General features: G+C 61.7%; 10 protein-coding genes, 2 tRNA genes, 3 rRNA genes and 1 pseudogene. 9 read left to right on the top strand and 7 right to left on the bottom strand.

What is annotated here, in order from left to right:
• Positions 1 to 30: 30 nt before the first annotated feature.
• The 6 genes from NUH87_RS16555 to NUH87_RS16530 all read left to right on the top strand — a co-directional run bounded on the left by NUH87_RS16555 (position 31) and on the right by NUH87_RS16530 (position 5,956).
• Positions 31 to 107: transfer RNA gene (locus tag NUH87_RS16555), tRNA-Ile, on the top strand.
• A 28-nt stretch (positions 108 to 135) separates the two neighbouring features.
• A tRNA-Ala gene (locus NUH87_RS16550) sits at positions 136 to 211 on the top strand.
• A 250-nt stretch (positions 212 to 461) separates the two neighbouring features.
• Positions 462 to 3,352 (top strand): 23S ribosomal RNA (locus NUH87_RS16545).
• Between the two features lie 158 nt (positions 3,353 to 3,510).
• A 5S ribosomal RNA gene (gene rrf, locus NUH87_RS16540) occupies positions 3,511 to 3,626 on the top strand.
• Between the two features lie 107 nt (positions 3,627 to 3,733).
• Positions 3,734 to 3,849 (top strand): 5S ribosomal RNA (rrf, locus tag NUH87_RS16535).
• A 226-nt stretch (positions 3,850 to 4,075) separates the two neighbouring features.
• On the top strand, positions 4,076 to 5,956 hold the full coding sequence (locus tag NUH87_RS16530) for a methyl-accepting chemotaxis protein (protein WP_040071904.1): 1,881 nt from the start codon (positions 4,076 to 4,078) through the stop codon (positions 5,954 to 5,956).
• 108 nt (positions 5,957 to 6,064) lie between these two features.
• Here the strand turns inward: NUH87_RS16530 and NUH87_RS16525 are convergent, their stop codons facing one another.
• The 7 genes and pseudogenes from NUH87_RS16525 to NUH87_RS16495 all read right to left on the bottom strand — a co-directional run bounded on the left by NUH87_RS16525 (position 6,065) and on the right by NUH87_RS16495 (position 16,624).
• On the bottom strand, positions 6,065 to 6,532 hold the full coding sequence (locus tag NUH87_RS16525) for an SRPBCC family protein (RefSeq protein WP_040071905.1): 468 nt from the start codon (positions 6,530 to 6,532) through the stop codon (positions 6,065 to 6,067).
• A 28-nt stretch (positions 6,533 to 6,560) separates the two neighbouring features.
• Entirely contained in the window at positions 6,561 to 10,004 is a 3,444-nt protein-coding gene (locus tag NUH87_RS16520; protein ID WP_338521739.1) for an amino acid adenylation domain-containing protein, read from the bottom strand.
• A gap of 14 nt (positions 10,005 to 10,018) precedes the next feature.
• Positions 10,019 to 10,948, bottom strand: a complete 930-nt coding sequence (locus tag NUH87_RS16515; RefSeq protein ID WP_338521737.1) for a diiron oxygenase — start codon at positions 10,946 to 10,948, stop codon at positions 10,019 to 10,021.
• On the bottom strand, positions 10,945 to 11,724 hold the full coding sequence (locus NUH87_RS16510) for a DUF3050 domain-containing protein (protein ID WP_040071908.1): 780 nt from the start codon (positions 11,722 to 11,724) through the stop codon (positions 10,945 to 10,947). Before NUH87_RS16510 ends, NUH87_RS16515 begins: the two co-directional genes overlap by 4 nt.
• Positions 11,725 to 12,619: 895 nt before the next feature.
• Complete coding sequence (locus NUH87_RS16505) at positions 12,620 to 13,309, bottom strand: GntR family transcriptional regulator (protein WP_338521734.1); 690 nt, start codon at positions 13,307 to 13,309, stop codon at positions 12,620 to 12,622.
• Between the two features lie 424 nt (positions 13,310 to 13,733).
• Positions 13,734 to 14,452, bottom strand: a pseudogene (locus tag NUH87_RS16500) (DUF3142 domain-containing protein).
• Entirely contained in the window at positions 14,453 to 16,624 is a 2,172-nt protein-coding gene (locus NUH87_RS16495) for an outer membrane assembly lipoprotein YfiO (protein WP_338521730.1), read from the bottom strand.
• 225 nt (positions 16,625 to 16,849) lie between these two features.
• Between NUH87_RS16495 and NUH87_RS16490 the strand changes: the two genes are divergently transcribed.
• Genes NUH87_RS16490 through NUH87_RS16480 form a run of 3 tightly spaced genes read left to right on the top strand, consistent with a single transcriptional unit; the run spans position 16,850 to position 21,047 of the window.
• Entirely contained in the window at positions 16,850 to 17,632 is a 783-nt protein-coding gene (locus tag NUH87_RS16490) for an efflux RND transporter periplasmic adaptor subunit (protein WP_040071917.1), read from the top strand.
• Entirely contained in the window at positions 17,629 to 18,951 is a 1,323-nt protein-coding gene (locus tag NUH87_RS16485; RefSeq protein ID WP_338521727.1) for an efflux RND transporter periplasmic adaptor subunit, read from the top strand. The genes NUH87_RS16490 and NUH87_RS16485 overlap by 4 nt, the downstream gene beginning before the upstream one ends.
• The gene (locus NUH87_RS16480; protein ID WP_338521725.1) at positions 18,951 to 21,047 is read left to right on the top strand and encodes a site-2 protease family protein; all 2,097 of its coding nucleotides are present in this window, start codon (positions 18,951 to 18,953) and stop codon (positions 21,045 to 21,047) included. The genes NUH87_RS16485 and NUH87_RS16480 overlap by 1 nt, the downstream gene beginning before the upstream one ends.
• The last annotated feature ends 18 nt before the right edge of the window (positions 21,048 to 21,065 follow it).

Below are 21,065 nucleotides of genomic sequence, written 5' to 3'. Positions count from 1 at the left end.
CTCAACGCTAACGGTTACAAGCTCGAAATTGGGTCTGTAGCTCAGTTGGTTAGAGCGCACCCCTGATAAGGGTGAGGTCGGCAGTTCGAATCTGCCCAGACCCACCAATTTTGTGTGGGAAGCCTGTAGAAATACGGGGCCATAGCTCAGCTGGGAGAGCGCCTGCCTTGCACGCAGGAGGTCAACGGTTCGATCCCGTTTGGCTCCACCATTTACGGCTGTTTCTTGTGTCAAAGCTTAGAAATGAGCATTCCGCTAAAACGGCGCTGAATGTTGATTTCTGATCTTTTTCAGAATCGTTCTTTAAAAATTTGGGTATGTGATAGAAAGATAGACTGAACGTTACTTTCACTGGTAACGGATCAGGCTAAGGTAAAATTTGTGAGGCTCTTAATTGAGCAGCATGCAAATTTTCGGCGAATGTCGTCTTCATAGTATAACCAGATTGCTTGGGGTTATATGGTCAAGTGAAGAAGCGCATACGGTGGATGCCTTGGCAGTCAGAGGCGATGAAAGACGTGGTAGCCTGCGATAAGCTTCGGGGAGTCGGCAAACAGACTTTGATCCGGAGATCTCTGAATGGGGGAACCCAGCCAGCATAAGCTGGTTATCTTGCACTGAATACATAGGTGCAAGAGGCGAACCAGGGGAACTGAAACATCTAAGTACCCTGAGGAAAAGAAATCAACCGAGATTCCCTTAGTAGTGGCGAGCGAACGGGGACTAGCCCTTAAGTGGCTTTGAGATTAGCGGAACGCTCTGGAAAGTGCGGCCATAGTGGGTGATAGCCCTGTACGCGAAAATCTCTTAGTCATGAAATCGAGTAGGACGGGGCACGAGAAACCTTGTCTGAATATGGGGGGACCATCCTCCAAGGCTAAATACTACTGACTGACCGATAGTGAACTAGTACCGTGAGGGAAAGGCGAAAAGAACCCCGGAGAGGGGAGTGAAATAGATCCTGAAACCGTATGCGTACAAGCAGTGGGAGCAGACTTTGTTCTGTGACTGCGTACCTTTTGTATAATGGGTCAGCGACTTATATTCAGTGGCGAGCTTAACCGAATAGGGGAGGCGTAGCGAAAGCGAGTCTTAATAGGGCGTTTAGTCGCTGGGTATAGACCCGAAACCGGGCGATCTATCCATGGGCAGGTTGAAGGTTAGGTAACACTGACTGGAGGACCGAACCGACTACCGTTGAAAAGTTAGCGGATGACCTGTGGATCGGAGTGAAAGGCTAATCAAGCTCGGAGATAGCTGGTTCTCCTCGAAAGCTATTTAGGTAGCGCCTCATGTATCACTGTAGGGGGTAGAGCACTGTTTCGGCTAGGGGGTCATCCCGACTTACCAAACCGATGCAAACTCCGAATACCTACAAGTGCCGAGCATGGGAGACACACGGCGGGTGCTAACGTCCGTCGTGAAAAGGGAAACAACCCAGACCGTCAGCTAAGGTCCCAAAGTCATGGTTAAGTGGGAAACGATGTGGGAAGGCTTAGACAGCTAGGAGGTTGGCTTAGAAGCAGCCACCCTTTAAAGAAAGCGTAATAGCTCACTAGTCGAGTCGGCCTGCGCGGAAGATGTAACGGGGCTCAAACCATGCACCGAAGCTACGGGTATCACGTAAGTGATGCGGTAGAGGAGCGTTCTGTAAGCCTGTGAAGGTGAGTTGAGAAGCTTGCTGGAGGTATCAGAAGTGCGAATGCTGACATGAGTAACGACAATGGGTGTGAAAAACACCCACGCCGAAAGACCAAGGTTTCCTGCGCAACGTTAATCGACGCAGGGTTAGTCGGTCCCTAAGGCGAGGCTGAAAAGCGTAGTCGATGGAAAACAGGTTAATATTCCTGTACTTCTGGTTATTGCGATGGAGGGACGGAGAAGGCTAGGCCAGCTTGGCGTTGGTTGTCCAAGTTTAAGGTGGTAGGCTGGACTCTTAGGTAAATCCGGGAGTCTAAGGCCGAGAGCTGATGACGAGTGTCCTTTAGGACGCGAAGTGGTTGATGCCATGCTTCCAAGAAAAGCTTCTAAGCTTCAGGTAACCAGGAACCGTACCCCAAACCGACACAGGTGGTTGGGTAGAGAATACCAAGGCGCTTGAGAGAACTCGGGTGAAGGAACTAGGCAAAATGGCACCGTAACTTCGGGAGAAGGTGCGCCGGTGAGGGTGAAGGACTTGCTCCGTAAGCCCATGCCGGTCGAAGATACCAGGCCGCTGCGACTGTTTATTAAAAACACAGCACTCTGCAAACACGAAAGTGGACGTATAGGGTGTGACGCCTGCCCGGTGCCGGAAGGTTAATTGATGGGGTTAGCTAACGCGAAGCTCTTGATCGAAGCCCCGGTAAACGGCGGCCGTAACTATAACGGTCCTAAGGTAGCGAAATTCCTTGTCGGGTAAGTTCCGACCTGCACGAATGGCGTAACGATGGCGGCGCTGTCTCCACCCGAGACTCAGTGAAATTGAAATCGCTGTGAAGATGCAGTGTATCCGCGGCTAGACGGAAAGACCCCGTGAACCTTTACTATAGCTTTGCACTGGACTTTGAATTTGCTTGTGTAGGATAGGTGGGAGGCTTTGAAGCGTGGACGCCAGTCTGCGTGGAGCCATCCTTGAAATACCACCCTGGCAACTTTGAGGTTCTAACTCAGGTCCGTTATCCGGATCGAGGACAGTGTATGGTGGGTAGTTTGACTGGGGCGGTCTCCTCCTAAAGAGTAACGGAGGAGTACGAAGGTGCGCTCAGACCGGTCGGAAATCGGTCGTAGAGTATAAAGGCAAAAGCGCGCTTGACTGCGAGACAGACACGTCGAGCAGGTACGAAAGTAGGTCTTAGTGATCCGGTGGTTCTGTATGGAAGGGCCATCGCTCAACGGATAAAAGGTACTCCGGGGATAACAGGCTGATACCGCCCAAGAGTTCATATCGACGGCGGTGTTTGGCACCTCGATGTCGGCTCATCACATCCTGGGGCTGAAGCCGGTCCCAAGGGTATGGCTGTTCGCCATTTAAAGTGGTACGCGAGCTGGGTTTAGAACGTCGTGAGACAGTTCGGTCCCTATCTGCCGTGGACGTTTGAGATTTGAGAGGGGCTGCTCCTAGTACGAGAGGACCGGAGTGGACGAACCTCTGGTGTTCCGGTTGTCACGCCAGTGGCATTGCCGGGTAGCTATGTTCGGAAAAGATAACCGCTGAAAGCATCTAAGCGGGAAACTTGCCTCAAGATGAGATCTCACTGGAACCTTGAGTTCCCTGAAGGGCCGTCGAAGACTACGACGTTGATAGGTTGGGTGTGTAAGCGCTGTGAGGCGTTGAGCTAACCAATACTAATTGCCCGTGAGGCTTGACCATATAACACCCAAGCAATTTGCTGACTCGAAAGAGCACCAGATTGCGGTGTGTGAAGACGAAACGAACCGAAAGTTTGCGACTCACAAAACACCACGCTGTCACATACCCATTCGCTGGAGCGTGAACCCGCAAGGGCCAACGACCTGGCTACCGAATTTCTTGACGACCATAGAGCATTGGAACCACCTGATCCCATCCCGAACTCAGCAGTGAAACGATGCATCGCCGATGGTAGTGTGGGGTTTCCCCATGTGAGAGTAGGTCATCGTCAAGATTAAATTCCAAAACCCCTATCTGCGACCGCAGGTAGGGGTTTTGTTTATGTAGAAGTCCTTGATTTTGCTGACACGCCATCCACTGGCGGGTCTGGCTACAGAATTTCTTGACGACCATAGAGCATTGGAACCACCTGATCCCATCCCGAACTCAGCAGTGAAACGATGCATCGCCGATGGTAGTGTGGGGTTTCCCCATGTGAGAGTAGGTCATCGTCAAGATTGAATTCCGAAACCCCCGTCTGCTCGCGCAGACGGGGGTTTTGTTTTTGGGGTGCAAAAAGCCACCAGACATTTCCTGAAATGAGTTAAGTTTTCGCCCCATGGTGCCGACAGCATGGTGAGCAATGCGTGCACCAAAGTAGAGCGGCCGCAGAATGCTGCCTACGCGCACAACGAGTGTTGTACCCGCACGCATCCCCACTTTCGGCATAAGAAGTCTATGACAATGAATCTCAAATTCAGCCATAAAATCCTTTTGGCCGCCTCCGGTGTCGTGGTTCTCGCCTTCGCGCTGTTCACGCTGTACAACGACTATCTGCAGCGCAGCACCATCCGGCAGAACCTCGACTCGTCCATCCAGCAAGCCGGTGAGCAGACTGCCGGCAGCGTAGAGAACTGGCTGGGCGGGCGGATCCTGATACTGGAGAACCTGGCGCAGAACGTTGCCCATCAGGGCAGCAAGGCCGACTACCCGGGGCTGGTCGATCAGCCCGCGTTGACCGCCAACTTCCAGTTCACCTATGTCGGCCAGACCGACGGCACCTTCACCCAGCGTCCCGACGCGAAGATGCCGGACGGCTACGACCCGCGTCAGCGTCCCTGGTACAAGTCCGCCGTGATGGCGGACAAGACCATGCTCACACCGCCCTACATGGCCTCGGTCGGTGGGTTGGTGGTGACCATCGCCCTGCCGGTGAAAAGCAATGGGCAACTGCTCGGTGTGGTGGGCGGTGACCTGAGCCTGGAAACCCTGGTGAAGATCATCAACTCGGTGGACTTCGGTGGCATTGGCCAGGCCTTCCTGGTCAGTGGCGACGGGCAGGTGATCGTCAGCCCGGACAAGAACCAGGTGATGAAGAACCTCAAGGATATCTACCCTGGCTCCGGTCTGCGGATTGCCAAGGGCAGCCAGGAAGTCACCCTGAACAACCAGGAGCGGATTATCTCGTTCACGCCGGTGGTCGGGCTGCCTTCGGCGGACTGGTACATCGGTCTGTCCATCGACAAGGACAAGGCCTACGCGCCGCTGAGCAAGTTCCGTACTTCGGCCTTGATCGCGATGTTCATTGCCGTGGTGGCGATCGCGGTGCTGCTGACCCTGTTGATCCAGTTCCTGATGCGTCCGTTGACCACCATGGGGCGCGCGATGCAGGACATTGCCCAGGGCGAGGGCGACCTGACCCGGCGCCTGACCATCGAGAACAAGGATGAATTCGGGGAACTCGCTGGCTCGTTCAACCAGTTCGTCGAGCGTATCCACGCCTCCATCAGCGAGGTGTCCTCGGCCACGCGCCAGGTGCACGACCTGTCCCAGCGGGTGATGAACTCGTCCAACGCCTCGATCATCGGTTCCGATGAACAAAGCGCGCGGACCAACAGCGTGGCGGCGGCGATCAACCAATTGGGCGCGGCCACCCAGGAAATCGCCCGCAATGCCGCCGATGCCTCGCAGCACGCCAGCGGTGCCAGCGAACAGGCGGACGACGGGCGTCAGGTGGTGGAAAAAACCATCCAGGCGATGACCGAGCTGTCGCAGAAGATCAGCCTGTCCTGCACCCAGATCGAGACGCTGAACGCCAGCACCGATAACATCGGGCACATTCTTGATGTGATCAAGGGCATCTCCCAGCAGACCAACCTGCTGGCCCTCAACGCGGCCATTGAAGCGGCGCGGGCGGGCGAAGCCGGGCGTGGCTTTGCGGTGGTGGCCGATGAGGTGCGCAACCTGGCCCACCGGACCCAGGAATCGGCAGAGGAGATCCACAAGATGATCACCTCGTTGCAGGTCGGTTCGCGGGAAGCGGTGACCACCATGAACGCCAGCCAGATTTCCAGCGAAGAGAGCGTGGAAGTCGCCAACCAGGCCGGTGCTCGTCTGATCAGCGTGACCCAGCGGATTACCGAGATCGACGGCATGAACCAGTCGGTGGCCGCCGCGACCGAGGAGCAGACCGCTGTGGTGGAAACCCTCAACGGCGATATCAACCAGATCAACCTGCTGAACCAGCAAGGCGTGGCCAACCTGAATGAAACCCTGAAGGATTGCGATGCATTGGCCCAGCAGGCCGGTCGCTTGAAGCAGTTGGTGGATAGTTTCAGGATCTGATCCGCGGGCTAGCCGGCTCCTACAAGTCATTTGTCGTCCCCAGCTTCGTGAACGACAGATACCCCCTGTGGGAGCCGGCTTGCCGGCGATGAACGATAACGCGGTCTATCAGGCCAACAACGTCCGCACGTTGCTCATCGCATCATCGGCAAAGCCCTGGACGAAGCTGTAGAACCCCGGCAACGCCTCCTCGCCACCCGTGGCCGGTTCGGCGATGATGCTCCAGGTCGCCCGACTGCGATTCGCATCCAATGCCTCGACATTCATCGCCGCCCACAGCTGGCCGACCCCCAGGGTGTTGTAGATCGTCGTCCAGGTCATCCGCCGGGCCTGCTCGTCCCGCGAGTTGAGCTGCTCGACCACCAGGTTGCCGTCCTTGAAGAATTTCTTGCGCAGCGAGCCGACCCCCTCGCCGGTCATTTCGATGCGTTCCAGCGCCGTGATGAAAGCCGCGAATCCACCGAAATCGCCGACCACGGCCCAGACAGTGGCCGCGTCGCGGGCAATCTCCACCGATGAAATCACCGGGCTGCCTTGTGGGGTGCGGATCAGGCTATCGGGTTGCAGGTTATTCATGATGTAACTCCTTGTGGGTGGGGGTGAATCAGATGAACTGGATCTGCTTGAGGTAGTCGCAGCCCTTGCGCAGCAGCGCCGGGGTCTTGGCCGGATACTGCTCGCCCATGTCGCGCACGCCGGCGGCGGCATGGGCATGGCCGATGGCCGAGATATCGCCGATGTCCTCCTCGAAACCGTTGAGGTAGAAACCCAGGACTTCGAACAGCGCATTGCCGCTGTCGACCCGGTGCAACTGGCGTTGCCAGTCGGTGACGCTGACCAGCTGGAAGTCGTGACCGGCCTCGCGGAACGAGGCGAGGTAATCGGCCCAGCTCAGGGGTTGCGGGTTATGCAGGTTGAACACCCCGTGGGCGTTGTGACGACGGCCATGCACGGCAATGAAGCGGGCGAGGAAGTCCACCGGCATCAGGTCGAAATTGAGTTCCAGGGCGGGCACCTGGCCCAGTTGCAACGAGCCCTTGAGCATCAGCATCAGTCGATTCTTGTGGGGTTGGCTGACCCCGGTGCGGCTGTTGAAACTGATGTTGCCGGGCCGGTAGAGATTGACCCAGGCCCCTTGCTCGCGAGCCCGCTGCAGAATCCGCTCGCCGACCCACTTGCTCAGGTTGTAGCCGTTCCTGATGTAGATCGGCGGGGTCTGCGCCGCCGGCTGTTCGAGCACCCGGCCATCGGTATCGACACTGCTGGAGGCCGACAGCGTCGAGACGAAGTTGAAGATCTTCTTGCTGCGTCCTTCGCACAGGCGCAGGCATTCGAACAGCGGATCGACGTTGTCCGGTGCCAGCGACTCGTAGTCGAGTACGTGGTTGACGTTGGCCGCGTTGTGCACCAGGGCGCCGAACTCACGATCGATGCGTTCGTAGACCGCCGGGGCGAGCCCCAGCTGCGGGCGGGTCATGTCGGCGGCGTAGACCCGCACCCGGCTCAGGTCCAGGTGTTCCAGGCGGTTTTCCCGCAGGGCCCGGGCAAAGCGCTCGCCCGCAGGCTCCGCCGCGCTGTCGCGGACCAGGCAGGCCACCTCGACGGCACCGCCGGCCAGCAGCGCTTCGACCAGGTGCACGCCGACAAAACTGTTGGCACCGGTCACCACCACCTTGTTCACATCGCCGGCGCGGTCCGCGGGCAATATATTCAGGCCCAGCTCACGGGAGGCATCGACGAAGACCTGTTCGCTCAGGGCCTGGGCGGTGTCCCCGCCGGCGACCAGCATCGCTAGCCGGCACAGGGTCGGTTCCTCGATAAAACGGTTGATGGAAATGCCCCGGCCATACTGCTCGCGAATGCCCAGCAGCATCTTCGACAGCAGGATCGAGTGGCCGCCGAGGTTGAAGAAGCTCTCGTCGGTGGAGATATCCTCGGGCGGCAGTTCCAGCAGCTCGGCCCAGAGCGTCAGCAGGCGACTTTCATCGGCTGTGGCCGGTAACCGGCGCCGACTGTTTTCGGGTGTCTCGACCGGCAGCTTCAGCAAGGCTGCCCGGTCGATCTTGCCGTTGCTGGCCGAGGGCATGCTGGAAAGCTCGGTGTAGACCAGCGGCTGCATGTAGTCCGGCAGATAGCGTTCGGCATGCTGTCGGAGGGCTTCCTGGCCGCCGGCGGACTGCGGCTGGGCCATGAACGCCAGCACCCGCCGCCGGGGATCGATGACCACCGCGATCTGGCGGTACAGCCGGCTGTCGCGCAGGCACTGCTCGATCTCCTCCGGCTCGACCCGGAAGCCGCGAATCTTCACCTGGTTGTCCCGCCGCCCACACAGCTCGACGCCGTCGGCGGTCCATTTGGCCATGTCCCCGGTGCGGTAGGCGCGCAGGCTTTCACCCTGGCCCAGCGACAGTTGCAGGTAACTGTCGGCGGTCTTGTCGGGATTGTTCAGGTAGCCGAGGCCGACACCGGGCCCGGCGATGTACAGCTCCCCGACGGTCTGCTCGGCGACCGGCTGGCGCTGCTCGTCGAGAATCAGCACCTGGCTGTTGGCGATGGGCCGGCCCAGGCCGCGATTGCTGGAGCCGCTCCGGAACCGCCTGGCGGTGACCAGCACGGTGGCCTCGGTGGGCCCGTAGAGATTGTAGAAATGGCACTGCGCCGCGAGCTGCTCGATCACATCCGGTTCGCACACGTCGCCGCCGGTCATCACATGGCTCAGGCCCAGGGGCGTATCCAGCGGCAGGATACTCAACAGCGCCGGCGGCAGGAAGGCATGGCTGAGCTGCTGCCCGCGAATCAGCGCCAGGAGCTGCAAGGGGTCGCGGCGCTGATCCTCGCTGGGCACCACCAGCTCCGCGCCCTGGGCCAGGGTCGGGAAGATGTCGATCAGCGATGAGTCGAAACTCAAGGTTGAGAATTGCAGGACCCGGCTGGTTTCACTGACCTGCACATAATCGGCATACCAGGCGGTGAAATGGCTGAGGTTGTGCTGGCTGAGCAGCACGCCCTTGGGTTGCCCGGTGGTGCCCGAGGTGTAGAGCGCGAGGCAGGGCGCCTGCGGGGCCAGTGCCTGGCGTACGAGGGGCTGCTCCGTGGCTTTCTGCAGCAGGCCGCGGACATCCAGCGCCGGTAGATGTTCGGCCAGCGGAGATTGCCCGTCGTGCAGCAGCAGGGTGGCGCCGGCATCCTTCAGCACGAACAGCTGGCGTTGCAGCGGATGGCCCGGATCCAGCGGCAGATACACCGCCCCGGCACCGAGAATCGCCAGGATACTGGCGTAGAGCGCGGCGCTCTTGTGCTGGCAGAGCCCGATCACCGGCGGTTCGGAGAACGGCCCGAAGGCCTCGAGCTGGGCCAGCAGGCCCTGTTGGATCGTCCGGCTCAGGTCATGCAGTTCCCGGTACGTCAGCGACACCCCGTCCAGGGTCAGCGCGGGGCGGGCGGCGAAGCGCAGCAGGCTGGCTTCGATATGCTCGATCACCGACCTCTGTGCCAGGGCCAGCAACTCGGGGCGGGCGGTGTGGTTGAAGCGGTGCTCGAAGGCCAGGGCCTCGAGCCTGCGCAGGTCCTGCTCCGGGTACTGTGAGGCTGACGGGAGCGTCGCGGCCTCGGCGAAGTGTTCGGCGTCACGGGAGTAGCGGCTGACCAGCACGGCCACCCGCTCCACCAGGGCCTGGACCGCGGCGAGGCGCAGCGCCTGGCCGTTTCCGGAATCGTCCTGGTCAACGCCCAGGCGCTGGATCAGACGGCTGCCGCTGTCCTCGACCAACCTGCAGAGCAGACTGAGTTCGGGCAGGCCCTGGGGCGTGATGGGCCCCAGCTCCAGGCGCAGGGCCAGGTGCGCATCGGCGCCGACGTCGCGCCGCCAATGGCGGGGCAGTTCCAGGCTGCCGTCTTCGATCAACAGATCCGCCGCGCCCGGCGGTTGTGCTTCGATGGCCTGGGCATCACTCAGGCGTTGAATCGAATGACCGTGCTGTTCCAGCTCGCGCAGCAAATCCTCCAGCGCCTGGCTGCAGCCGACGAGCAAAAGAGTGAGACGTCTCATGATGATCTCCTTGGCTAGATCAGGTAGTCGCTCAAGGCGTCCTGGACACAGGGCGAATCGAGCAGCGAGCTGTTGCGCAGGAAGCGCATGATGTTGATCACCAGCGGATGGTGGCGATTGATCGGATACGCCAGCCCCAGTGCCTCGCGCCGGAGGGCCTGGCGGATCTCCTCGGCCACCGGCAGGTGCTCGATCACGCGGAAGTCGAAGCTCTTCTGGATGTCGTTGGTCAGGTAATGAACGATGAACACCGGCAGGATCTGCGCGATCAGGTCGCGGTCTTCCTCGCTCGCGGTCTGCCAGTAGAGACGCACCAGGCGGGTCCAGAACCCGGCATGCCGCCCCTCGTCGAGCAGGTGGTCGGCCATCAGCCCCTTGATCGAGGGCTTGACCGTCTCGTCCTTGGCAAAGGCCGCGACGTCGTTGGTCACGGTGTTCTCTGAGATCGCCACACAGATCAGTTCCATGGCCGCCCGCAAATGCTCGGGGGCCATGTCGATGGCCGCCGGTATCGCCCGGCTCAACTCGATTTCCTCGGGCAACTCGAGGGGTTCGATACCGGTCATGGCCACGGTCTGCTGCATGAAGTCCATGGCCACCAGGGCGTGGTAGTCCTCGTCCACCACCACGGTCATGGCGGCGTAGCGACAGGCGAACGGAAAGTGGATCGGGAAGCGGCCCTTGGCAATGCTGCGCGCGGTCCGGTCGACGATATCGGTCTCGAAAATCACCACGTCGTTGATGAACTTGTAGAGACTCTGCAGCAGCACGAAATCCCTTTGCTCGGGGCACAGGGTCAGGAAGCTCTCGCTGCTGACCAGCGGCTGGCGGCTCAGCGGATAGATCAGGCGATCATCGTCTTCGAGCAGGCGCCGTGGTCGGGTGCGGATGCTGGCGCGGCTCTCCCAGGCGTCGGCGAAGGTGCTGTAGTCGATGGCGTTCATGAGGCCGTCACCTCGACTGCGATCTCGCACAGGCTCTGCTGCAAACCGTCCCAGAGCGCCATGCGGCTGTCCACGGCGGCGAGGGCGGTGCTGTAGATCTCCGCCTCGCGGTGCGCCTGACCCTCCACCAGGCGCTCGAGCAGTTGTTCGGCCGCCGGCCCATGGTCCTCGGAGTCGACATCGATATGCCGTTGCAGGTAGTAGCGCAACATGGGGGCTTGGGCCTGATCGATGCCCCATTCATCGAGAATCCGCTGGAACATGTGCGGGATGACACTTTCCCGGCCGTGCAGGAAGGCGGCGGCCACTCGATGGGCCGAGGCGTTCAGGGCGATGTCGAGGGTGTTCCTGACAAAAGCGATGACCATCGGCGCGGCGTTCACCGAACGTAGCGCGGTTTCCACCGACACGCCTTCACGCAGCAACTCGATGAAGCGTTCGATGGCGACCGTGCTGGCGCCGACTTCGCGCATTGCCTCCAGATACAACTCGAAATGGCTGCAATGGCCGGGGCCTTCGCGCTCGTCCGATTCCTCTCCCAGGACAATTTCATTGATCAGGCGCGCGGCCTGGGGATCCTTGGGCGGCAGCCAGGGCAAGGTGGTACAGGTCAGTTCCTGTTGCAAGCGCTTGGTCAGCGACATGAAGTCCCAGACCGCAAAGACATGGACTTCCATGAACCGTCGAAGGAGTGAAAGTGAATGGATCTCACTGAATACAGGGTGTCGGGTCAACTGTTCTTTTCTGGCGTGCAGAAGGGGCTTTAGTGCGCTCATTAATAATCACCACGTGTCCGCTAAGTTGAAAGGGTTATGAAGTGCTGCAAGTTGTTTTGTGTCGGTCTAGCTATTAGGCCGTGTTGCATTTGCTAACGGGCGGGCGAGCAGATTCCTCAATAAGAAATTGAAAGCAGCGAGAGGAATCATTACGTATATAACCTGCGCCCAGGTGTCATCGTGCAAGCGTTTTGAGCGTTTTTTGTTTGGTGTTGCAGGGCACCTATGTCTAGGCTGGCAAAGGCCTTGGTGACAGGGGCTGCCCGACTGCCATTAAAAATTAATACAAATAATCAGCACGGATCAAGTTATTTTTAGAACAATTATAAGTTGGGTTTTTTAATGGGTGAGTGTCGCCGATAACACTGGCAATGCCGTGTTTTTAGGGGTGAGAGTGCCCCTTCCGAATAATAACGATCAGAATTTAAATGAATGATTGAATGCCTCATCCATATGGCTCTCAATGGGGTGAACTAATAGTTTGATAGGCGTGGCCGAGACACGGCTAATCCGTACTTCCGGCGCGTGGAAGTTCTCCTTTGTTGGGTGATGGTTCCGAAAGTTGCATGCGCGGAGCCGTATGTCGCTCGTCAATTCATTATCGGTGAGCAAGCCTGTGCCCAAACGGGCCGTTCTGCTATCGCCGGAAGAGGCGAAACCTGTCCGAAGCGGTGAATAGACAGGGTCATCCCGCGTGGCGGGGCGTGCGCCCAGGCTCTATTTCACGAATCATGCAAAACAGGTGATGACAGGTTGTCGGCGTGCCGTTGTCGTTCAAAGGCATCTATGCAGGCCTGCAGACCGACGTGCACATCGGTCACGCAGCAGGCCATGGGACCGAAGCGGTTTCACCCCGATCAGGGGGCCGGCTCTGCGGGTGTCTCGGTCCCGTGGCTCAAGACCGGCTCTGGGCCAGATAGCGCAGAATCACTTCGATACCGCGTTGCAGGTGGTGCCGCAGGTTCTCCACGCACACCTCGATATTGCCGGCCCGGGCGGAGGCGAGGAGGGCGCGATGGTCATCCTGGGAGAGTTTGCCCAGTCCCATGGCCGACAGGTTGAAACGCAGGAAGCGTTCTTCTTCCACCAGGCCCTGCTCGATCAATTTCAACAGTTTGTGATTGGGTGCCTTGCTGTAGAGACCCATGTGGAACAGACGGTTGAGCCGCCCGACCTGGGTATAGTCCTGTTCGGTTTCCAGCAGATCGATATACGCCTCGATTTCCTTGAAGTCGCGCTCATCGAGCAGGGGTACCGACAGGCGCAGGGCCTCGGTTTCCAGCAGGATCCGCAGGTCATAGGCTTCGATGGAGTTGTCGACGATCAGGGGCGCAACCACGGCGCCCTTGTGGTGCACCACATGCAGCAGTTCCTGGGCTTCGAGCTGGCGCAGGGCTTCGCGCACGGGCATGCGGCTGACGCCGAACAGCGTCGCCAGTTCCTGTTGGCGCAAGGCCAGGCCACAGGGGAGACGCCCGTCCAGGATCGCGTTGCGCAATGTCTCCTCTATCACAGCCCGGGCCAGGTGGGCGGGTATGGGTCCATTGACGTGAACGCTGTTCAAGGGATTCGGTTTTTCCGCCACGCGACTACTCTGTTTTGGACAAGGTTGAAGGGTGATCCGATGGCACACTAGAAGCTGCCTGGGTGCTTGTCAAACCGACCATTTTCCTGCGCCTGACGCGCGCCGTGACGGATGATTGCATGGTGCCATTCTCTTTCACCAGCCCCCCTGAAACTATCAATCGATTCCCAAGTGGCTGTAGGGACTCGCCCTCTTGGCGATGCGTATTGCTTCCCTCTCCGGGAGTGTTTTGCACAAGGTTCCAGAACCCACGTATTCAAGCGATCCGAATGTGTCGGACAGGTCTTGGGCCGACGCGGAAAAGTGCCCGCCTTGCGCTGCTCCCACAAGTTTGTATTTCAGCTTAATGACAGCGCAGGCCGTAGGCGCAAGGCGAAAGGGTTTTCCAGGAAACTTCAGGCAGCGGAAAGGAGTTGTCCGGTGATCAGGGGTTCTGGAGAAACACCACATACCCCGAAACCACTCATTTCCCTTCAGATATCCTGGCTCCTGCCACTCACCGCCCTGGATCAAGCCGATCTTGAACGGCAACCCCAATCGGTTCATCCGTGGCAGGTACGCGGCGTAGTCGGGAATGCTATGCCGCCCCTGATACGTCTGCACCACCACCTCGTCCACCACGCCCTTGAGCTGGGCGATGGCGGTCGGGTCGGCGTTGCTGCTCCAGTCCATCAGCCCGGTGATGCTCATGCGCAAGTCCGCCGGCAGTCGCTGGCGCAGGTCGCGCAGGAAGGCGGCGTATTCGTCGAGGTAGCGGGTGCGGGCGTCGAAGTCGATCTGGATGCCCACCACCGGGTTGCCCGCCTGTTGCCAGCGTTTCACCTGGCCGAGCAACTGGCGATAAACCGACTCCGGCCAACGCAGCGTGTGGGCGCGATAGACCACCCAGACCTCGCCCTGGGTCAGGCGCGGAATCGCAATGCCCTGGGCGATAAAGTTGACCGTCCGCTGCGGCGAGCGCCGGGACTCGCTGACCTGGCCTTGCAGGATGTACAGGCTCCTGGCCTGGCTCAGTACCGGCTGCGGGGCGACACCGCTCCACAGCCAGAAACTGTCGTAGTCCCGCGCATCGACCGCCGCCCGGGCATCGCCAAGCGCCAACAGCCCGGCCAGCAGCAGCCAGCGCCAGCGACCCACAGGCATTTACCAGTAGTACTGCAGCGACTTGCCCCACTGGGTGCTGGCATAGCTGGTTTTCAGCTGCTTGAACCAGGCCTTGCGTTGCGCCGGTGTCGCTTCCTTGCCGCCGCAACTGTTGTAGCCCGACGGCGCGTAGCAGTTGATCGCCCGGAACAGCGCATAGGCCTTGTCGGCGGACGGCGCCTTGGCATCGGCGATCACGCTCTGGTAACCGTCGAGCCGTGAGTAGGTGCTGCCCTTGAACAGGGAAGGCGTCCCACCCAGTTCATCCGAGCCGCGCTGGCTGTCCAGGGGCATGCCGTCCAGGCTGTTGCGCAGGATGAACTCGCCGAGGCAGTTCAACGCTTGCGGCTGCTTCGCGTCGGCTTGCAGGCTGGCCGCCGTTTCACCGATGGTCGGGCAGGTATAACCGGATTCGGCCTTGGCGCCGCTCCAGCGGAACAGCGTGAGCGGCTGGCCGCCGCTGTAGGTGTAGCCCAGGGACGCGCCCAACTTGCTGTCGGACGGCTCGGCGGGTAGCCGCTTGAGGTCCGCGGTGAAATCCGCGTAATGGCCCAGGCGCAGGTCCTTGTAGAGCAGCACGAACAACGCCGTATCACGCTCGGTGGACGGCGCACCCTGGGCGACCTGGCGCAGCAGGCCGGCATCGGCGATGTGCCGCAGCAGGATGTCGCGCACCTGCTCGGTCTTGATCGGCGAGTCGCCGGCAAAAACCTTGGCGACCTGCTGGCTGCGTTCGTAGTGATTGGCCAGGGCCAGCTCGATCTGCTCGCGTTGCAGCGGCTGGCGGACTTGCGGCAGCAATTTCAGCCAGAGGGTTTCGGCGCCGCTCCAGTCCTGTTTCGCTTCCAGGGCCAGGCCGCGCAGGACCTGCTGGCTGAAGGCGAGGTAGTCGAGTTTCGCCGGGATCTCGGTCGGCAGGCTCTTGAGCGCCAGCTCCGGGTTTTTCGCCACATACAGCTGGTACGCCGCCAGCAGGTAGTCGTACAGCGCCGGTTGCGCGGCAAAGACCGGTTTCTGCGCCTGCAGGATCTCGAGGGTCAGCTTGGGCGCAGCGTTTTCGCCATAACCGGGGCGCATGCCCATCAGGTCGTCAAGGGCCTGGAACAGCGGTTGCTCGACCTTGCCACTGCCAAGCAGCAACTTGTTGTCGATCTCCTGCACCAGCTCGTCTGGAGTTACGTTGCGCTGCTCGGCCTTGGCCTGGCCCAGCTGCCAGAGGTATTCGGCCGCCTGCTTCTCGGAATCGCCCGCCAACCAGTAGACCCGACGCAACAGGCCGCGGGCGGAGGTCGCGTAGAGGCCCTCGGGCCAGGTCTTGAGGTAACGTTCGAAACCCTCTTCGGCCAGTTTCAACTGGGCCGCGTCGGCCTCTGCCTTGGTTGGCATGCCGTCGCTGTCGAAGGTGTTCTGTTGCGCCAGGTTGAGGGCGGTGCGCGCCTGCATGTACTGCGCGGTCTCCTTCAGCCAGGGTTGCGAGCTGTCGCCCAGGCTGGCGAAGACCTTGGCCGCCTCGGCGAAGCGTCCGCTGTAGAAGTCGGTGGCGCCGCGCAGGTAGCTGGCAAACGCCTGGCCCTGGGCGGATTGCACGGCGGGGACCAGGCTGTCTTGCTGGGCCGGCTCCCAGGCGCAGGTGCCGAGCATCTGCACGCGACTGCGGGCCAGGGCCTGGCGCTCGGGGTCGGACAGCTCGGGGCTGCTCAGCAGTTGCTTGATAAAGGCCGTGGCGCTGTCGGTGTCGTTGCTGCGGCAGCGTCCACCCTCGCCAGACAGCAGCGAGCTGACGGCCGTGTCGCTGTTTTCGCGGGTGATGCCGAGCTTGGCCAGGGCCTCATCGAGGGGGACGGGCGCGCCCGGTTCGGCAGCGGCGCCCAGCGTCGAGGGGCTGTCGAGGCGGTTATTGGCGAACGGCACCGGGCCGAAGCCTGCGCCCAGGTCATCGCGGCTCACCGGATTGGGCGCCAGGGGCAAGGCACCCTGGTCGGACAGCAGCAGACGCAGATTGACCCGGCTGTCGTTGCCCGGGCTCAGGAAGGCCAGGTTGCTGCAGCTGTCGAGGCCATACTTGATCATCGACCAGCGCGGGTAGCAGCTGTCGTCGGAGCTGGCCAAGGCCTGTGTGCAAAAGCCGGCGCTCACCGCCAGCGCCAGAGAGGTCAGAAGTCCGATACGCATGAATTGTCCCTAATTCCGTGAACGAGCGGCGCCGAGGCCGGGAGTGGCGCAAATAATACCGAAGGTGGGTCGTAACACCTATGCTTGTAGCCTGCGTGGCGTTGCAGCCTGTGATCTGCCGCACATCGGCTGTCGCCCGGTTCTTCGCCGAGGATAGTGGCAATTGGCTTGACGGTTGGCATGGCTACCGTAGACTCGCGATTGTCCGACAAGGAGTCCCTTCTTATGTGGTGTTTGCGGGTGGTTTTATTTGGGTTGTCCTGCATGGCGTGCCTGGCTCAGGCGCAGACGCCGGCTGAGGCTGATCCGTTGCTGGACAACAATGCGGCCGGGGCGCATGCCGTCGCGGCCAGCGAGGCTCGTGGCGTGCTGCGCGCCCGTGACCAGGCGATGCTGGCCAGCGAGCTGTCGGGGCGTATCGTCGAGTTGCCGTACAGTGAAGGGGAAACCTTCAAGCAGGGCGACACCCTGGCCCGTTTCGACTGTTCGGCCTATCAGGCCCAGCTCAATGCCGCCCAGGCCGCCAGCCGGGGTGCCAGTGAGGAGTTGGCCCACAATAAACAGTTGGCGTCATTGAATTCCGTCGGCCGTTTCGAGGTGGCCCGCGCCGAGGCCAAGCTCGCCGAGACCCAGGCCCAGTCCCAGGTCTACCAGGTGCAGGTCAAGCGTTGCAGCGTGGTCGCGCCCTATGACGGGCAGGTCGTGCAGCGCAAGGTCCAGCGCTACGAAAGCGTCTCGGCCGGAGCGCCGATGCTGGAGATCGTCGACAACCGGACCCTGGAAATCCACCTGCTGGTGCCGTCGCGCTGGATGGGCAAGCTCAAAGCCGGCCAGACCTTCAGCTTCGTGCCGGATGAAACCGGCCAGCCCTTGACCGCCACGATCAAGCGCCTGGGCGCGCGGATCGATGAAGGCAGCCAGACCCTGTTGCTGGTGGCCAGCCTGCCCAAGGCCGAGGGGCTGCTGGCGGGCATGAGCGGCACGGCGCGTTTCGAGGCGCTGAAGTGAACGCGCCCGCGGCGGGTGCCGTAGAGCGGGTGTTCGCTCAGTTCCTCGACCTCGAACGCCAGACCCGCGCCGCCCGCACCACCGAGCAGCTTGCTTATAGCTTGGTCAACGACGGCCAGGCGCTGTTCGGCTTTCGCCACGCCGCCCTGCTGATCGCCGGCAAGGTGCGGGCGGTGACCGGGATCAGCTCGGTGGAGCCGAATGCACCGTTTGTCGCGTTCGTCGAACACGCCGTGGCGCAGATCTTCAAGCTGGAAAGGGCCAAGCCCGCGACCGTGGTGCCGATGGAGGCCTTCAGTACCTCGGTGCGCGAGGACTGGCAGAGCCTGTCGGCGCCCCAGGTCTTCTGGTTGCCGTTGCTCGATCCCAAGGGCGAGGTCTTCGGTGGCCTGTGGCTGGCCCGCGACAATCCCTGGAGTCCTTCCGAACAGGTGCTGCTGGCGCAATTGGGCGACACCTACAGCCATGCCTGGCTCGCCTTGCAGCCGCGCCGACCGTGGCGTTTGCGCTTCACCCGCAAGCGCCAGGCGTTGCTGGTGGTTGCGGCGCTGTTGAGCCTGTTGATTCCGGTGCGTCAGTCGGTGCTGGCGCCGGCGGAAGTGGTGCCGCTGGCCGGTCGGGTGGTGGCGGCGCCGCTGGACGGGGTGATTGCCGAATTCCTGGTCAAGCCCAACCAGACGGTGAGGACCGGCGACCTGCTGGTGCGCTTCGAAAGCACCACCCTCAAGGCCCAGGCCGATGTGGCCCAGCGCGCCCTTGGCGTGGCCGAAGCCGAATTGAAGGCCAATTCCCAGCGGGCCTTCGCCGATGCCGAGTCGAGCTCGAAGATCGACTTGCTGGCGGCGCGGGTCGAGCAGAAACGCGCCGAACGCGATTATGCCGCCGAGTTGCTCAAACGTAGCGAAGTGCGCGCCGAACGTGACGGTATCGCCGTGTTCGCCGATGCAGAACGCTGGACCGGCAAGCCGGTGCAGACCGGTGAACGGCTGATGGAAATCGCCGACCCGACCCAGGCCGAACTGCGCATCGAGCTGGCGGTCGGCGATGCCATCGCCCTGGCGTCCGACGCCGAAGTCGCGCTATTCCTCGACAGCGATCCCTTGCAACGTTACTCGGCCAAGCTCGAGCGGGTGGCCTACGAGGCGCAATCGACCCCGGCCGGGCAGTTGGCGTATCGGCTGGATGCTGGCTTCATCGATACGCCCGTACCGCGCATCGGCTTGCGCGGCACGGCGAAACTCTTCGGCCAGCGCGCGCCGCTGGCCCTGTACTTGCTGCGCCGGCCATTGGCCGGGCTGCGCCAGAGTGTGGGGTTGTAATGAACCTGCCCAGCCTGCGCGCGGATCTGCAGCTCACCGCCGCCTCCCCGGCACTCGACGGTTCGCCGCGCTGGACCCTGGCCGACCCGGTACGCGGGCGTTATTTCAAGCTTGGCGCCCAGGCCATCCGCCTGCTGCGGCATTGGTCGCTGGGCGATCCGGCGCAGGTGCTGCAAGCGGCGAACCGCGAGCCGGGCCTGCCGTTGGGCGATCCGGAGCTGGAACAATTGCTGGGCTTTCTGCGCAGCCATGACCTGATCGCCTCGCTGGACCCGCAACAGCGCGCCAGCTATGCCTGGAAAGCCGCCGCGTCGCGCCAGAGCCTGTGGCAGATGGCGCTGCATCAATACCTGTTTTTCCGCATTCCCTTGTGGCGCCCGGATGCCTTTCTCAATCGCGTCTGGCCCTGGCTGCAACGCTTCGGCCCGCGCCTGTTGCGCTACGGTTTGCCGACGACCTTGGGGCTGGGGGTGTTCCTGGTCTCGCGGGATTGGGAGCGCTTCCTCTCGACCTTTCCGCACCTGTTCAGCCTCGGCGGGGCCATGGCCTTCGGCGTGGCGCTGTTCTTCGCCAAGCTCTGCCACGAGTTCGGCCATGCCTTCATGGCCAAGCGCGCCGGTTGTCGGGTGCAAAGCATGGGCGTGGCCTTCATGGTCCTGCTGCCGTTGTTCTACACCGATGTCAGCGATGCCTGGCGGGTCAACGACCGCAAGGCGCGCTTGCTGATCGGTGCCGGCGGGGTCCTCGCCGAGATGGTGCTGGCCTGTATCGCCCTGCTGGCCTGGTCGCTGTTGCCGGACGGGCCGGCGCGCACGGCGGCGTTCATGCTCGCCAGCGCCACCTGGCTGACCACCCTGGCGGTCAACCTCAATCCGTTCATGCGCTTCGACGGTTATTTTCTGCTCAGCGATTTCTGGGAAGTCGACAACCTTCAGGGCCGGGCCTTTGCCTTGTGCCGCTGGCGTTTGCGCGAGGCCTTGTTCGGCTACGCCGAGCCCGCGCCCGAGCCCTGGTCGGCGGCGATGCGCCGGCGGCTGCTGGCTTGGGGTTTTCTGTCCTGGCTATGGCGCGCGGCGTTGTTTTTCGGGATCGCCCTGGCGGTCTATCACCTGTTCTTCAAGTTGCTGGGCATTTTCCTGATGCTGGTGGAGCTGGGCTGGTTCATCTTCCTGCCGATTTTCAAGGAGACCCGCGAATGGTGGTCGCGGCGTGAACAGGCGCATACCCCGCGGGTGCTGCTCAGCGGCCTGGGCCTGTTGGCGCTGCTGTTGCTGGTGGCCGTGCCCTGGCGCAGCAGCGTGGAGCTGCCGGTGATGCTCGAGGCCGGGCGGGTCACGGCCCTGCATGCGCCGGTCGCCGCGCGGGTCAAGCAGGTGAATGTGCATGACGGCGAGCGGGTCGAGCAGGGCGCGGTGCTGGTGGAGCTGGAGTCGCCGGATGTCGACTCGCGGCTGATCATCGTGCGGCGCGAGATCGATATCCTGCAATTGCAGATGCGCCGCCAGGCCGGGCGCAGCGAAACCGCGGCGGATGTCGGCATCCTCGAACAGCGGTTGGCGGAGTCGGTGGCCGAATACCGTGGCTTGCAGGCCCGCCGCGAGCGCCTGTTGTTGCGCGCGCCGCAGGCCGGCCAGGTGCGCGACCTGATGCCGCAATTGGCGGTCGGGCGCTGGGTGTCGACCAAGGAACCCCTGGCGCGGATCGTCGAGGACGGTACTCGCTTGCGCGGTTACCTGGCCGAAGAGGACTTGTGGCGGGTTGCACCGGGGGCGCAGGGACGCTTTGTCGCCGACGACCCGATGCGTCCGGCCTGGCCGGTGGAGCTGCTGGATGTCGACGCTAATGGCGTGGCGGCCATCGACCAGGAAGCCCTGACTTCCGATCACCACGGCCCGATTGCCGTGCGCCGGGACGAAAACCGCCGTCCGGAACCGGTGCAGGCGCAATACGGCGCCCGCCTTCGGTCGCTCGAGGAGGTGCCGACGCCGAGCCATCCGCTGCGCGGCGTGGCGGTGCTGCAAGGGCGCAGCGAGTCGCTGCTGGGCACGGCCTGGCGGCGCATGGCGGCGCTGGGCGTGCGGGAGAGCGGTTTCTAGTCGTTACAACGGTTCAGG

Origin of the sequence: Pseudomonas batumici (assembly GCF_036585405.1) — a bacterium.
Taxonomy (GTDB): Bacteria; Pseudomonadota; Gammaproteobacteria; order Pseudomonadales; family Pseudomonadaceae; genus Aquipseudomonas; species Aquipseudomonas batumici.
This window is presented reverse-complemented; position numbering and strand designations above follow the sequence as displayed.

What these genes read in the sequence shown, in the direction of transcription:
- NUH87_RS16530 (WP_040071904.1), top strand. Translation starts at nt 4,076, where the DNA reads ATGAATCTCAAATTCAGCCATAAAATCCTTTTGGCCGCCTCCGGTGTC.
- NUH87_RS16520 (WP_338521739.1), bottom strand. Translation starts at nt 10,004, where the DNA reads ATGAGACGTCTCACTCTTTTGCTCGTCGGCTGCAGCCAGGCGCTGGAG.
- NUH87_RS16490 (WP_040071917.1), top strand. Translation starts at nt 16,850, where the DNA reads ATGTGGTGTTTGCGGGTGGTTTTATTTGGGTTGTCCTGCATGGCGTGC.
- NUH87_RS16515 (WP_338521737.1), bottom strand. Translation starts at nt 10,948, where the DNA reads ATGAACGCCATCGACTACAGCACCTTCGCCGACGCCTGGGAGAGCCGC.
- NUH87_RS16525 (WP_040071905.1), bottom strand. Translation starts at nt 6,532, where the DNA reads ATGAATAACCTGCAACCCGATAGCCTGATCCGCACCCCACAAGGCAGC.
- NUH87_RS16480 (WP_338521725.1), top strand. Translation starts at nt 18,951, where the DNA reads ATGAACCTGCCCAGCCTGCGCGCGGATCTGCAGCTCACCGCCGCCTCC.
- NUH87_RS16510 (WP_040071908.1), bottom strand. Translation starts at nt 11,724, where the DNA reads ATGAGCGCACTAAAGCCCCTTCTGCACGCCAGAAAAGAACAGTTGACC.
- NUH87_RS16495 (WP_338521730.1), bottom strand. Translation starts at nt 16,624, where the DNA reads ATGCGTATCGGACTTCTGACCTCTCTGGCGCTGGCGGTGAGCGCCGGC.